This is a genomic window from Hanstruepera ponticola, from assembly GCF_002940745.1.
GTDB lineage: Bacteria > Bacteroidota > Bacteroidia > Flavobacteriales > Flavobacteriaceae > Hanstruepera > Hanstruepera ponticola.
Map to the genome: position 1 here is coordinate 1,363,846 of NZ_POTB01000001.1, position 15,520 is coordinate 1,379,365.

The following is a 15,520-nucleotide window of genomic DNA, read 5'->3' on the forward strand; positions in this document are numbered from 1 at the left end:
ATTTTTTACAAATGTATTTATTCAGATTTTAAAATCAAACAATTAGTTTTTAATTACCAAAATTATATCTCAATGTAATTCCAGAACGGATTGTAGTTTGTGGAAAGGCTGTTGAAATGGCATATTCTGAAAATGCATAATCAAAATAGAAAATACCTGTTAGGTTTTTACTGAATGCATAATCAGCTGAAAACTTGGCTGACCAAATAGTTTGTCCAGAGGTTATTTGATTATTGTCTAAATCAAGATATCTAATTATGGTTTTATTATCACGGACAGACACATCTGCTTTCATGTTTAAATCACTTACAATTATTCGTTTTGGCCCAGCAAGTTTAGATCTAATTCTAACATCCTTAATTCTATATCCCAAACCTACTATATATTCATTTCCTTGAATTTCAGTCATCAAATTATTATCAAAACTTAAGGATAATAATCTGTCTTTTTTCATTTCTGCTAAAATTTTAATGGAGTTTTTCATCTCCATATCAATACGGAATAGCGGTGTAAACATCTCCGATAAATTGATATTACTGTATATGGTTTCATTTTTAAAATTACCACTTTGATCAACTTCGGTTGGGTTATCAGGATCATAATCCAAATTTGAACGGAATTGATTGATAGTATAATTTGAACGGTATCCATGAATTATTGAAAAACGCTTAAACTTATCTTTAAACCATTTTAAATTCATAAGCCCTGTGTACTTGATATCCCAGTTAGGAATAGGTACATCTCTAAAAGCACTTAATGAGACTTTTCCAGCATCTTGACCCGAATAAGCTGATAAGAATGAGGGTAGTAATACTGCTTGACTGTTTTTACCAAATCCAACAGGGTATCCTTCTGCATCTACAGGGAATGAGGTAGTTCCGTAAAATTGTTCTGCCAACCTATTGGCCACCTGGATTCTATTATTTCTAAAATCATTAAAGGTTTGTGATTCCCTCTCATCACTTGCACTAAAAGCAGTTTTAATTAAAAGTGTTGATATGTTGAAATTTCCGAAGGAGTTAGGTGTTAATGATTCATACTCCAATTCATCACCTAAATCATTCACGCGATAATTTTCAGTATAATTTTCAGCATAAATTCTGTTCCCAACTAAATCTATTTTAAGGTCATTAAATGGCTCAACACTGGCTGTGTAATCAAATTGACGTGTTTTGTTTACGCGATACTGATCATTAAAATCTGGATAAAGCGTTAGCCATCCTCTTCTAGCTGCCATTTCTCTTACATCATTTTGACTACCAAAAGTGAATCCAGCAGTTGGCTTTAAGGTCCCAATAAAACCAGGAGTTTGCAAATATCCTGGAATGTATGTACCGTTGGTTTCGGCATAGTTAAAAGTCATTCTTTTAACGCTCGTTAAAATACCAATTCCTGTATTCAATAATTTAGTACCACCACTATTGGAAACTTTTTTAGGTGGTTTTTTAGAATCATCACCATCTTTTGATGGTGGTGATGCCGTTTTACTATCTCTACTTATTGGTCTTGAAGTACCACTCCTCCTCACAGGCTTTTTCTTTAAACCTATATAGTTGTAGAATTTATTCATATTAAGCGTGGTGTTCAACGTATGCTGATTAGCATTTGAAATAGTATTACCTAAATCATACGTCTGACCATCTACTTCCAAATCACCAAATAGGTCTGATCCCTTCTGCCATTGAAACTCTCCACTATATGAGTAAGTTGCATCAATAAATGCAAAGGTTGGTATTTTATTAATAGGGATTTCATAATTAACACCTAATTGTTGGTATTGCGTATTAGGGTCTCCAAAATCAAAGAATCCATCCCAAACATCTAATTCTGGATCTTGTTCTCCATTTAGGATATCATTTTTGAAATAATTTCTAACAATATTCACATTGGATGCGGTGAAATTCAAACTCAACGAATTAGTTAAGTTGTAATTAATAGTATAACCAAAATCGAAGGTATAGTTTCTTCTGTATAACTCTTCAAGACCGATGTTACCACCCGTTAAATCGACTTCCCTAAATTTTTGTTTATTAAACTGTCTGTTGATATTTGTATTTACAACAAAACTTGCTGGAAGTGGATTAAAATTAAAATCTTTTAATAGTTTCCAATACTTTCCTGTGAACAGAGAATCATTTTTCTTGAATGGCTCAATAACCAATGGATTGAAATTATAGGCATAATTTACACCTGTTCTTACATTTTTATCAACTGAACTCTCTATTTCAAAGTCTCTATGTTCAACTTTATTGTATGAATAATTGAATGTGAAATTTTCAACATCATAGAATCTTGGCGTAGCTTCACTGGTCCTGATTTTACGAACACCGATAAAGTTTATACTCTTACGTTTGGTATAATTCTCGTTGACATTTAAAATAGAATCATTGTTACTATTGTTGTCCAATTGGGTTTGTAATTCAATGTCCCTATAAAATTCATCATACTTTGGTGTGATTTTTTCTTCACTTACTCCATAATTAAAAGGAATTTCAACTCCCCATTTTTCAGGAAGTAATTGTCCAATGTTCACATTGGTAACAACATCATATTGCACAACATCTTCAATACTTCTTTCTAAAGGTCCTTGTTCTATGGTTCCAAAGCCAGAAGTGCTTTGCCTACCAGTAGCACTTACGCTAGCAAAATCAGCTATATTAGAGTCCATACTTAATATTGCAGCCCAACCACCTTTACTTTCCATATCAGATAAACGCAACTCATTAAACCAAAGCACACCACATTTATCTATATCAGATCGGTTTTTTACCCCTACCATCAATGTTCTTATATCTCCAAAATTTGGATTTCCTACAATTGCCACACGATGGTAAAAATCACCACTACCTAGTCCTGTTGGCAACGGATCGTACTCTAAAACCTCACCTGTTACTTCCTCACTTATAACATCGTAAAAAGTTGGGTCTGGACTACTAATATTTCCGGAAGCTATTGATTTTGCCTTAATCTCTTGAAGAACTTTTAACGGTAAATTTATTTGATTTTCTTCAGGCCATAAGGCTTCGCGAGACAATCCTCTAGACACTTTTAAAGGTACTTCAATCTGATAATAGTTTTGAGTCAAATCATTACCCATCCTAATAAAACCAACTAAATCATCATCATCTAAACCTGGAACATTACCTGGTTCAGCATGCATAAACATTCTAATGCGCTTATACTGTCGCATATCCACGTTGATATTTTTAAAAACAGCCCTACCATCATGTGATTCTAAATCACAAACATCTACCAATAGCGATTGCTCATTTTGTCTAATAACAGTGTTATTATTAAACAACTCTTCTGGATCGACACCAGGAGGTGATTGGTAACTCCCATCATTCTTCAAAGTACTAATCACACCTACAGAAAATTCCGTGTTATCTAAAGAAGGGTCTCCTTCATCCTCGTCCAATGTTTGTGTATAACGTCTCCATTCGCTTCTCACTAAATCTAGTGTACCAAATCTCATAACCGTTTTTTCGGAGAATTCTTTAAGATACATACGTGCAAAACGAATAGACCTTAAATCTGTTATCCCTCCAATAGCATCAGAAAATTCGGTTACAGGAATTCTAAATTGATACCAAATTGGCGTAACTGTTTGTCCGTTGGGAAGACTTCGTATTTGCGTGTTTTTAATATCAACAATGTAAGGGTTATCGATGTTTAAGGTAGAAGGTGTTAGTTCAACTTCATATTCAAAATAACTATCAATCGTGTTCATGGTATTATCACGATTAACGTCTTCTACATCAGGTTGGGCATTGGCTCCACGATCAGTATCAGAAAATGTGTCTGGTGAATTTCCTTGAACGCCGTTATATCGCTTATAACGATCAAATATGTCACCATCAGCATTTAAAAAATAGGTGTAATTATCATTTGCTGGATCGTTCAAAGATGAATATGTTGGGAACTTTATACGTTCATCAACATCATCATAACCATCATAACCTACATCTTGATTAGTACGTTCTTCACCCGTTGTATCAAACGCATAAATTAGTGATTGGTTTTGTGGATAAACAGTTCCCCAGGAAGGTGATTCAGGTAGAACACCAATTACGTTACCATCAGCTGGTAGTCCATTTTCATATAGTTTACGTCCATCTTTTATAATGTCTTCAGATATGTTACCTAAATTAAATACTAATTTACCACCAGTGTTACCTGGGTTGTCTTGATATGGATCTTGTAACCAGAATTCAATATACTCTACGTTTGCCTGCTCAAAATCTGTTGAAGTTAACTGCCTAGTTATACCTGCCCAGCTATCTTCAGGATTGGTTAAGGTATTTGTACTGATGTCAACATCTGTAGTTTGGAAATTATAAGGTCCTCTTTCTTCAGGATAAAACGCTAGATCTAAAGTATTTAATATGGTCGTCTGACCTTGTGCTATGTCTTGTTGCGGAAATAACTCATTGATAAAAACACGACTCGTGAACAAATCTGAAATATCATCATCGGATATGCCATCTGGTGCTCTGTTACTATAAAATATTGGATCAATAAAATACCAGTTTAATAATGCTCGGTTAAAACCTTGTTCAATACCATTTTGGTCATCATCATTGTTATTAATTCCTTTTGGTCTACTGGATAAGAACCAAGATTGCGGAGATTTTAAATCGATATTATTTTGGGTTCCTTCAAAATCATCTACGTAGGATGTTGCTTCACCTTGAAAATCTGTTCCTTTAGGAGAGCCAGGTGCTAGATAAGCAAACTCACCTCTTAATGACACATTTGAAGGAACATCTGTATCAATGTTTGGTAATTTATTAACCATTCGTGTCAGGAACGGGACTTCAGTCGAATAATTTCCGTTAAAGCCAAAAATATGGTTGTTAATAGGTTCTTGGGCATAATTGGCTTTTTGCGTAATTGGCCTCTCATTTAAATGCAACCAGGTACCACCAATAACAAAATTCTCATTGAATTTATGTTCAACATTTACGCCTGTAAAACGTTTTGTCTGTTGACCAAATACCGCATTATTCTCTGTTGAAACTTGAATTGGCGTGTTTGAAGCCTTTAATGCTTCATCTAAAATTTGAACTGTTCCTTGCTGATAATTAACTGTGTAGTCAATTCCCTCAACCAAGGTACGTCCACCTGCAGTTACAGTAACCGAACCTCTGGGCACATTAAATGCACCTATTGGAATTCCGTCTCCACCTGATGATTTATAGCGTCCTTTTAACTTAAATTTATTCTTATCGGCCTCTTCTAAAGCTGCTGTTTTGGTTTCTTTATATAAAATATCATAGACATACTTCGCTTGATTATCGTTATAGGTAGCGGTATTGTTGTAATCCTCTCCACCTAAAGACAGCGTGTTGAATAAATACTCACCAAAAGGCTCAACCTTTGTGAATACAATTTTTCCATTTTGAGGTAAAACGGTTATTCCTGGAACAAAATCAAAAAAACCATCACCATTGGTTTGTGGATCGTTGTTAAAGTTTAATCTATCAAAATTAAAAAGTCTTAATAGTGTTGTTTCCTGAATTGGTTCACCATTAAATGGTGGAAATGGCGTACCATCTACTGGAGTGATAAAATTTAACGGCGAAGCTTCGTTATAAAAAATGTTCAATTTAAAATCCTCTTGACTTAATTGGTAAGCTCCGGTGTCATAGATGTTTTTCATCATCAAATCCCAAATTGGTTGCTGAACATTTGTGACTGGACTTTTCAATAACTTTAAAACCAAACTGTTGTTTGTAACAGTCGTTATACTGCCAGAATTATCAACACCTGTTGGATCAACACCTCCGTTAGCAAATTCACCAACTTGAAAAACTTGACCACCAACTGTATATTGAAATGCAACAGCTATAACTTCATCATTTAATAATCGCTGATTTAATGAAATATAACCTAACTGCGTATTTACTGTATATTCCTGTCCTTCAATTAATTTTCTGGCATTCTCCAATTTAGCATAATCAGAGCCTTCATTTACTCTGTTTGATAAACTACCAAATCCTTGTTGTGCGGTGGCAATATCTCTAATCAAATCATTTAACACAGAACCAGACCCGATAGCTGTTGGATCATAATCGTTATTTCCGTTATCAGGAAATGCATTAGGCCCAGCATTTAAAAACCCTGGTGGTATAGGTTGTAAGTAAATATCATTGTCCACTGGATCTGGGTTTGACTCCCCTAAATCTTGAATTGCTACAACATTCCTTACATTTTCTGTTCTGTTTGTTCTATTGGTTACCCAAACCTCAATTCTTGTAATTTGAACATTGGTGTTTATAAAAGGGTAATTGGCTAATGCCTCATCATAATTATCTCTAAAGTAGTGTGCCAAAAAGAAGTGACGGTTTTCATCATAATCTCTAGCAAAAAAATCAAATTCTTCTAGTGTTCCTCCACCTTGCGCCACAACGGTTCTTCTGTCTGAACGTTGTTCAGAAAAAACACCTGTGATGGTAGTTCTACCAAATTGAAGCTGGGTTTTTACACCAAATAAACTTTGTGCACCCGTAATCAAGGAGCTATTGAGTGGCATACTCACATTACCTACTTCAATTTTTTGAATAATATCATCTTCTGTAGGTGTATATTCTAACTTTATAAGATTTTGAAAATCAAAAGTTGATTCGGTGTCATAGTTGGCTGTTACTTGTAAGCGTGTTCCAACTTTTCCTAATAAACTTAAACTAATACGTTGATCAAAATCAAACGTAAAACTACTTCTATTCCTGGGAGAAAAAGCAGGATTATCCTGTTTGGTGTATAAAATACCCAAATCTATTTCCACAGAACCTTGTGGTATTATTTCAATAGTATTACTTCCAAATATGGTTTCAAAGAAACCAGAATTGATATAGAATTCTGGCAATAAATTTTTCTGTTCTTCTTCGGATCCTTCTTTCTTACCGTCGAATGCATCAATTTGCTGCTTATAATAGGATTGAATGTTTTCTTTTATAACAAGATCTTCATACTCTTCTCGTGTAAGGATAATAGGGTAATTAATATTAAAACTTCCAACCGTTTCTGTGTAGATATATCTATCTGTTATCGGATCATAGGTGTATTTAGATTCAATACTATTGGGATTGGGCATCTGCATATTTCCCAAATTATACCCTGTGGCGGTTGAGTCCTGCTCTACAGGCTCTTGTGACCAAGCCATCACTGAATGCAAAAAAGCGACAGCAATAAAAATATAATATTTACTTGATGTGTATAAACTCGAGTTGGTAGTATTCAAAATCAATTATAAATTTTTAAGCGCTTGCTTTATAATAGTTTCAACGTTAGCATTTGGTTCCTGTGATAGAATTTTGTCTATCACACGTTCAGATTGTTTTTTTGAAAAGCCTAAAACTTCTAAAGCAGATAACGCTTCATCTTTATTTGTATTGCTTTCTAGGGCAGAATTTTCATCAATATCATAGACTTTCAAAATTTTATCTTTCAAATCCAAAATTACTCGTTGAGCGGTTTTGGCTCCAATTCCTTTTATAGATTGAATTAATGCTACATCTCCAACGGCTATTCCTTCCCTTATTTGTTTGGGTGTTAATGATGATAGCATCGTACGAGCTGTGCTAGCACCAATACCACTAACTGATATTAAAAGCCTAAATATTTCTCTTTCTGAAGTTGTGGTAAAACCAAACAACGTATGAGAATCTTCTTTCACCTGTAAATGCGTGAAAAGCTTTAAGTTTTCTTGATCTGGAATTTGCGAAAAGGTATGTAATGAGATATTTAAATTATAGCCAACTCCACCACAGTCAATAACAACGTTCGTTGGTTTTTTCTCGACAAGTTTACCTTGAATATGTGAAATCATTAAATAGGAATCTATTAACTCTCAAATGTAATAAAATTATTTACAAAACAAAGTTGTTTAATGTCCTATTCCTGCTTTTAATTCAAGCTCTTTTTTTTCTTTTTGTTGTGCATCAATTACGGCAATGGCAGTCATATTTACAATTTCATCTACACTGGCATCCAACTGTAAAATGTGAATAGGTTTTCGCATACCCATCATTATAGGACCAATGGAATCAGCCTTATTCAATTCTTTGAGCAATTTGTAAGTGATATTGGCTGATTCTAAATTTGGAAAAATAAGTGTATTTACTTTTTTTCCTGCTAATTTTGAAAAAGGGAAAATATCCTGTAACATTTCGCTATTCAATGCGAAATCTGTTTGTAATTCCCCATCAACCAACAGATTTGGATGTCTTTTATGTAAATAAGTTACAGCCTCACCAACTTTAGTAGCAGTTTGATTTTTAGACGATCCAAAATTTGAATATGATATCATCGCCATAACAGGTTCCATACCAAACATTTTTACCACACCTGCAGTCATCTGAGCTATTTTTGTTAGATCGCTTGCAGTTGGATTAATATTTATAGAAGTGTCACTCAAAAACATAGGACCACGTTGTGTCATCATCACATTGGTTGTTGCTACACGCGTTGATCCTGGCGCTAGTCCTATTAATTCTAACATGGGTTTTACCACAGATGGATAGCTTCTTGAATAACCAGAAATCATAGCATCTGCATCACCTTCATTAACCATCATAGCTGCAAAATAATTACGTTCACGCATAATTTTTTCTGCAGAATATAAGGTCACGCCTTTTCGTTTACGTTGTTCCCAATAAACTTTAGCATATTTATTTTTCCTTACTTCTTCTTCGTCAGATTTAGGATCTATTATTGGCACATCAGCATCAAATTCAATTTCTTCTTTTAGCTTTTCAATGGCGTCGCGTCTTCCAAGTAGAATTGGAAAAGCAATGCCTTCGTCATAAGCAATTTGTGCAGCCTTTAAAACATCCAACTGATCAGCTTCTGCAAATACTACGCGTTTAGGATTGGTTTTAGCACGGTTGAGTAGTAATCGCACTATTTTATTATCAGAACCTGATCGCTCTAGCAATTCATCCTCATACTTTTGCCAATCCGTTATGGGTTGTTGGGCAACACCACTTTCCATAGCAGCTTTGGCAACCGCTGGTGGAACTTGTGCAATTAAACGTGGGTCAAAAGGTTTAGGAATGATATAATCCCTACCAAATGTCAGACGTGTTTCGCCATAAGCAATATTCACTTGTTCAGGCACTGGATCTTTTGCTAACTCTGCCAGCGCCATTACAGCCGCCATCTTCATTTCCTCATTAATTTTAGTGGCACGAACATCTAACGCACCTCTAAAAATAAAAGGGAAGCCAAGAACATTATTTACTTGGTTAGGATGATCACTTCTCCCAGTAGCCATAATAATATCATCGCGTGTATCTATCGCTAAATCATATGCGATTTCTGGATCAGGATTGGACATGGCGAAGACAATTGGGTTTGCGGCCATGGATTTAAGCATGTCTGGCGAAACAATATTTGAAGTAGATAAACCAATAAACACATCAGCGTCTTTCATGGCCTCATCTAAAGTGTCAATTTTTCTGTGAGTCGCAAACTCTGCTTTTTCTTTTGTTAGATTCTCTCTATCTTGCCTTATTACTCCTTTACTATCCAACATTACCATGTTTTCGCGAACAGCACCAAATGCTTGATACAATCGTGAACAAGATATGGCAGCAGCTCCGGCACCACTTATTACAATTCTTACATCTTCAATCTTTTTATTTGCCAACTCTAGGGCATTTAGCAATGCTGCGGCGGAAATTATTGCTGTACCATGTTGGTCATCATGCATAACAGGAATATCCAACTCTTCTTTTAAACGTCGTTCAATTTCAAAAGCTTCAGGAGCTTTGATATCCTCAAGGTTTATGCCTCCAAATGTTGGTGCGATATTTTTAACCGTAGCTATAAATTCTTCAATGTTTTCAGTGTCAACTTCAATATCAAAAACATCAATATCTGCAAATATTTTAAACAACAATCCCTTGCCTTCCATAACAGGTTTAGAAGCTTCTGGACCAATATTACCTAATCCTAAAACTGCTGTTCCATTTGAAATTACTGCTACTAAATTCCCTTTGGTAGTATATTTATAAACGTTGTTTATATCCTTGGCTATTTCTAAACAAGGTTCAGCTACACCTGGTGAATAAGCTAGCGACAAATCTCGCTGACTCGCATATTTTTTAGTTGGAACTACTTTTATCTTTCCTGGTGTTGGCTTTGCATGATAAACCAAGGCCTCACGTCTTCTACTTTGCTTGCTCATAAAAATATTATAATGAAAGCAAAGGTAATAAATAACTAGCTTTATTAAATGGCTTAAATACTATGACTTGTAATAATAATAGTTAAATTTGGTTTTAACTATTAGTTACTTCATTCATATCAAATTACTCACAAGTAATCTATGAGTTTTATTAGAACTTTTTATGTGATGGTGTTTTTTATAAGTGGAACACTCATCCACGCTCAAAACAAACCAGAAGAGAAAGATTCTACGAACATCTATAATAAAATTGAAAAGTTTTCGGAAAAGGGAAAAGTTACTAAAACGTTGCATAGCTTTTTGTTCAGGTCTCAAAAAGAAAATGACAAACCTGTTACAGACCTGCCTGAACGTCCTAACCTAAAAAAATATAATAATAAGATTATCCGAAATATAAATATCATTACGTTTGACCCGTTTGGTAAAAAACTTTCTGACACAACACAAACAGTAGATAACTGGTTAGAACGCACTGGTAATTTCTTGCATGTTAAAACAAAGGACTGGACAGTTAAAAACTTGCTTTTATTTAAAGAAAATCAAGTATTGGACTCACTACTCTTGACTGAATCCGAGCGTTTAATCAGAACAAATAATTATGTTCGTGAAGCCTTGATTACCCCTGAATTGGTTTCTAATGATTCAGTAGATGTCACCGTAATGGTCTTAGATTCTTGGAGTTTAATACCAAATGCTTCAATTTCCACCTCAAAAAACACCTTGAAATTAAAGGAAAGAAATTTGCTGGGGTTTGGTCATAATTATAAAATAAATTACACAACTCGGTTTGAAGATGGTGAAAAGGCCTACGACATAGCCTATAATATTCCAAATTTTAAAAACACCTATATTAACACATCAATAAATTATTATCAAGATCTAGATAAAAATTATAGAAAGAGTATAGACATAAACAGACCTTTTTATTCACCATTAACCAAATGGGCTGGTGGTGTAACTTTTAGCGAACAATATTCCCAAATTTTCCTGCCAAATTCTATGGATAGTTTGTCCATACAAGATTTAAAATTCTATACACAAGATGTTTGGTTAGGATATTCCTATAAAATATTTAAAGGATCTAGTGTAAAAGAACGTACAACCAATCTAGTAACTTCTTTAAGATATATTAATACAGACTACAAAGAAAGGCCAGATATAGCCTATGATAGTATACGCTATTTTTCAAGTGAATCTTTTCCCATTGCTAGTATAGGTCTATCATCTAGACAATATATTCAAGATGAATATCTTTTAAACTATGGTATTATTGAAGATGTGCCAGTTGGAACCATATATTCCCTTACGGGTGGATATGAATATAAAAACCAGAGATATAGAACTTATTTAGGTGCCCGAGTTTCAATGGGTAATTATACCAAATTGGGATATTTAAGTTTTAATTTAGAATATGGCACATACATTAGAGGAAAAACCAGAGAACAAACCACTTATGTTTTAGAAGGCTATTATTTTTCAGATTTGGTCTCTTTGGGAGATAAATGGAAATTAAGGCAGTTTATTAAACCTCAAATAATTATTGGCAGTAAGCGCTTGGGAACCGTGGCTGATAGAATTTCGTTAAATGAAAACAAATCTTTTCAAGGTTTGTATGCTAGTGCGTATGAACGTAATAATGCTAGTGGTTTACCAGATTTTGATTCCTCATTATATGGGACTGAAAAATTTGTTATATCGCTACAAACTCAAGTTTACTCTCCATGGAACCTACTTGGATTTCGGTTGAACCCTTATATCAATATTACTTCTGGACTTATTGGTGACGAAAACAATCGTTTTTATGAAAACAAACTTTACAATGCCTTCAGTCTAGGTTTTTTAATTAGAAACGATTATTTAGTATTTAATTCCTTTCAAATATCCTTTACATATTATCCAAGTATTCCAAATGAAGGCAGTAACATTTTTAAGACTAATACTTTGGAGACAGATGATTTAGGGTTTCCTGATTTTGAATTGGGGAAACCGCGCCCTGTGCTATTTAATTAAATATTGTTTTTAATAAAATTGATGTTTCGCTTCAATCCAGAATATTTGGTACGTTTCACAGGCGATTTTTTAAAGACTTTTTTAAAGGTATCTTCTGTAATTTCATCCCAATCTTTTTTGGTCATATCTAAAAGTTCTGGGTGCGGATTGAATAATGGTTCGTTATGTGATTTTGAAAAACGGTTCCAGGGACATACATCTTGACACACATCACAACCAAACATCCAATCATCCAATTTTCCTTTAAAACTTGTTGGGATATTCTCTTTTAATTCAATGGTTAAGTAAGAAATACATTTACTTCCATCTACCACATAGGGTTGTATAATGGCTTCTGTTGGACAAGCATCAATACAAGCTGTACAAGTACCACAATGGTCAGTTACAGGCGTATCATATTCTAACTCTAAATCAACAATCAGTTCCGCAATAAAATAAAAAGACCCTACTTGTTGGGTTAACAAATTACTGTGTTTACCAATCCAACCTAATCCAGATTTTGCTGCCCAAGCTTTGTCTAAAACTGGCGCAGAGTCTACAAAAGCACGACCATTTACTTCTCCTATTTCATTTTGAATAAATCGCAACAGTGACTTTAATTTGTCCTTGATGACAAAATGATAATCTGTTCCATAAGCGTATTTGGATAACTTATAACTGTTTTCATTTTGTATTTCAGAAGGAAAGTAATTAAGTAATAGAGAAATCACACTTTTTGAACCTTCTACAAGTTTTGTTGGATCAAGGCGTTTATCAAAATGATTTTCCATGTATTGCATCTCACCATGCCTATTATTATTCAACCATTTTTCTAATCGTGGTGCTTCATCTTCTAAAAATTCTGCTTTGCTTATGCCACAGGACAAAAAACCGAGGCGCTTGGCTTCCGTTTTAATTATATGACTATATGTAGATTTACTTTGATTCAACTTTTTAAAATTTCAAATTTTACAAAAGCATTTTTAGGTTTTAGGGTAATCAACGGATTAATTTCAATATTATCTTTTACAGGTTTAATTGAAAATTTTAACAATATCTCTGAAATGGTCAAAATCATTTCAAACATGGCAAAATTATTACCAATACATTTTCGTGGACCTGAACCAAAAGGAAAATACTGTGATGAATAATTTTTAGCTTTTTCAGGTTCGAAACGTTCTGGAACGAAACTATCTGGAAATTTCCACAAAGCTTTATGCCTGTGAATTTCATAGATGGAAAACAGTAAATTATTTCCTTTATCAAAATGATATCCATTACATGAATCACTTTCAATATTGACCCTGTCTATAAAATAGGCAGGTGGATACAATCGTAAGGACTCTTCAACTACTTGTTTTGCTAATTGTGATTGTATGATAGCAGCCATGATATCATTATTGTTGTTTTTTAAAATTGACTGATATTGACTACGTATCTTCTCTTGCCATTCAGGATGTTGAGCCAATAATTGTATTGTAAAACTCAATGCATTAGCGGTTGTTTCATGTCCTGCAACAAATAGCACCAAAATCTCATCTATTAACTGGTTCATGCTCATTTCGGTACCATCTTCATAACGTGCTTCAAGGAGCATATCCAATAAATCATCAAATCTTGTTTGAGATTCTTTTCTTCTGATTATGATGTTTTTTAGAATATCCCTAGATTCATTTGCACGCTTTAGATGTCTATCAATAATGCCAAAGGATTCAAAATACCATTTTAAATATGGTTGCCGGAGCTCTTTTACCAACATAAGTTGATTTTCTTCGGTTACATGTTGTAGGGTTTTGATTTCGGAATCTGTTGCTGCATTACTAAACAAAGCTCTAACAACTACTTTAAATGCCAAATCACTGAAAAGTGGTAGAACATCCGTTTTGACTTCAGTTTTAATTTCAACCAAAGATTCAACAATGGTTTGCTTAACAGTTGCCATCAGGCTTTCTAAATTAGATTTATGAAAGGCTGGTTGAATTAGTTTGCGTTGTCTACGCCAATAAGTCCCTTCAGAAGTTAGCAGACCGTTACCTAAATATTTGGCAAGGTCTTCGGTTTGAATAGCTGACTTTTTATAATTCTTCCAGTTTTTTTGTAGAACATATTCAGCTAAGACTGCATCTCTGGAAAAGATAGCATGTTTACCAAAACCTACATTTAGCTTAAAAATATCACCATAGCGCTCAAAGTTTTTGTGATGAAAAGGTAATGGATTGTTTAATATTTTAATGGCTTGCCTTAAAAAGGTAAAAGTTGAAACTTCTGGTATCTTTTTAATAGGTGTCATTAAAACAAGCCTCCTTGTGTAGGTCCTTTTATTTTCCCTAAATGTTTGTAAGCTTGTTCAGTCACTTCTCGTCCTCTTGGTGTTCGCATGATAAACCCTTGTTGAATAAGGAACGGCTCATAAACTTCTTCAATTGTTTCGGCACTTTCGCTTACTGCTGTGGCCAAGGTTGTGATACCTACTGGTCCACCTTTAAATTTATCAATAATGGTTGACAATATTTTATTGTCCATTTCATCCAAACCGTGAGCATCTACATGAAGTGCTTCTAAAGCAAACTTTGAGATTTTAATATCAATATTGCCATCACCTTTTATTTGGGCAAAATCACGAACACGACGTAATAATGCGTTTGCAATTCTTGGTGTACCTCGACTACGACCTGCAATTTCAACAGCTGCTTCCATGGAAATTGGAACATTTAAGATGCTTGCACTTCGTTGAACGATTGTAGTTAACAACTCGGTGTTATAATATTGTAATCTACTTTGAATACCGAAACGTGCTCGCATAGGAGCCGTCAACAATCCAGAACGCGTGGTTGCACCAACCAATGTAAATGGATTTAAGTTGATTTGAACGGTTCTTGCATTGGGTCCCGACTCAATCATGATATCAATTTTATAGTCTTCCATTGCCGAATACAGATATTCTTCAACTATGGGACTCAATCGATGGATCTCATCAATAAAAAGCACGTCACGATCTTCGAGGTTGGTTAACAAACCTGCCAAATCACCTGGCTTATCTAAAACAGGGCCTGAAGTTACTTTGATACCAACGTTCAATTCACTTGCAAGAATATGTGCCAAAGTAGTTTTGCCTAATCCGGGAGGTCCGTGGAATAAGGTATGATCCAACGCTTCTTCCCTTCCATTGGCTGCTTGAACAAAAATTTGAAGATTTTCCAACACCTGATCTTGACCAGTGAAGTCATCAAAGGATAAAGGTCTCAATTTTTTTTCTACATCCAGTTCTTCTGGTGAAAAGTGTTCGTTTGTTGGATCTAGGTTCTCGTTCATAGAACACAAATATAAACAAAAAGCCTT

At 34.4% G+C, this 15,520-nt stretch carries 7 protein-coding genes; 1 reads left to right on the top strand and 6 read right to left on the bottom strand.

Annotation, left to right across the window (positions count from 1 at the left end):
* Positions 1 to 49 precede the first annotated feature (49 nt).
* The 3 genes from sov to C1S72_RS06300 are packed head-to-tail and all read right to left on the bottom strand — an operon-like array spanning position 50 to position 10,192.
* The gene (gene sov, locus C1S72_RS06290; protein ID WP_104735807.1) at positions 50 to 7,243 is read right to left on the bottom strand and encodes a T9SS outer membrane translocon Sov/SprA; all 7,194 of its coding nucleotides are present in this window, start codon (positions 7,241 to 7,243) and stop codon (positions 50 to 52) included.
* Between the two features lie 6 nt (positions 7,244 to 7,249).
* Entirely contained in the window at positions 7,250 to 7,831 is a 582-nt protein-coding gene (ruvA, locus tag C1S72_RS06295) for a Holliday junction branch migration protein RuvA (protein ID WP_104734785.1), read from the bottom strand.
* 57 nt (positions 7,832 to 7,888) lie between these two features.
* Positions 7,889 to 10,192, bottom strand: a complete 2,304-nt coding sequence (locus C1S72_RS06300) for an NADP-dependent malic enzyme (RefSeq protein ID WP_104734786.1) — start codon at positions 10,190 to 10,192, stop codon at positions 7,889 to 7,891.
* A 141-nt stretch (positions 10,193 to 10,333) separates the two neighbouring features.
* Here C1S72_RS06300 and C1S72_RS06305 point away from each other — a divergent pair, with 141 nt between their 5' ends.
* Positions 10,334 to 12,202 carry a BamA/TamA family outer membrane protein gene (locus C1S72_RS06305; protein ID WP_230401587.1) on the top strand — a complete coding sequence of 623 codons (1,869 nt, stop codon included), beginning with the start codon at positions 10,334 to 10,336 and terminating at the stop codon, positions 12,200 to 12,202.
* Here C1S72_RS06305 and queG read toward each other — a convergent pair.
* Genes queG through ruvB form a run of 3 tightly spaced genes read right to left on the bottom strand, consistent with a single transcriptional unit; the run spans position 12,199 to position 15,493 of the window.
* Positions 12,199 to 13,131 (bottom strand): tRNA epoxyqueuosine(34) reductase QueG, encoded by a 933-nt coding sequence (queG, locus tag C1S72_RS06310; protein ID WP_104734788.1) that lies wholly within the window; start codon positions 13,129 to 13,131, stop codon positions 12,199 to 12,201. The genes C1S72_RS06305 and queG overlap by 4 nt on opposite strands.
* Complete coding sequence (locus tag C1S72_RS06315; RefSeq protein WP_104734789.1) at positions 13,128 to 14,471, bottom strand: cytochrome P450; 1,344 nt, start codon at positions 14,469 to 14,471, stop codon at positions 13,128 to 13,130. The genes queG and C1S72_RS06315 overlap by 4 nt, the downstream gene beginning before the upstream one ends.
* Positions 14,471 to 15,493, bottom strand: coding sequence for a Holliday junction branch migration DNA helicase RuvB (gene ruvB / locus C1S72_RS06320; RefSeq protein ID WP_104734790.1), 1,023 nt, complete (start codon positions 15,491 to 15,493; stop codon positions 14,471 to 14,473). Before ruvB ends, C1S72_RS06315 begins: the two co-directional genes overlap by 1 nt.
* Between the last annotated feature and the right edge of the window lie 27 nt (positions 15,494 to 15,520).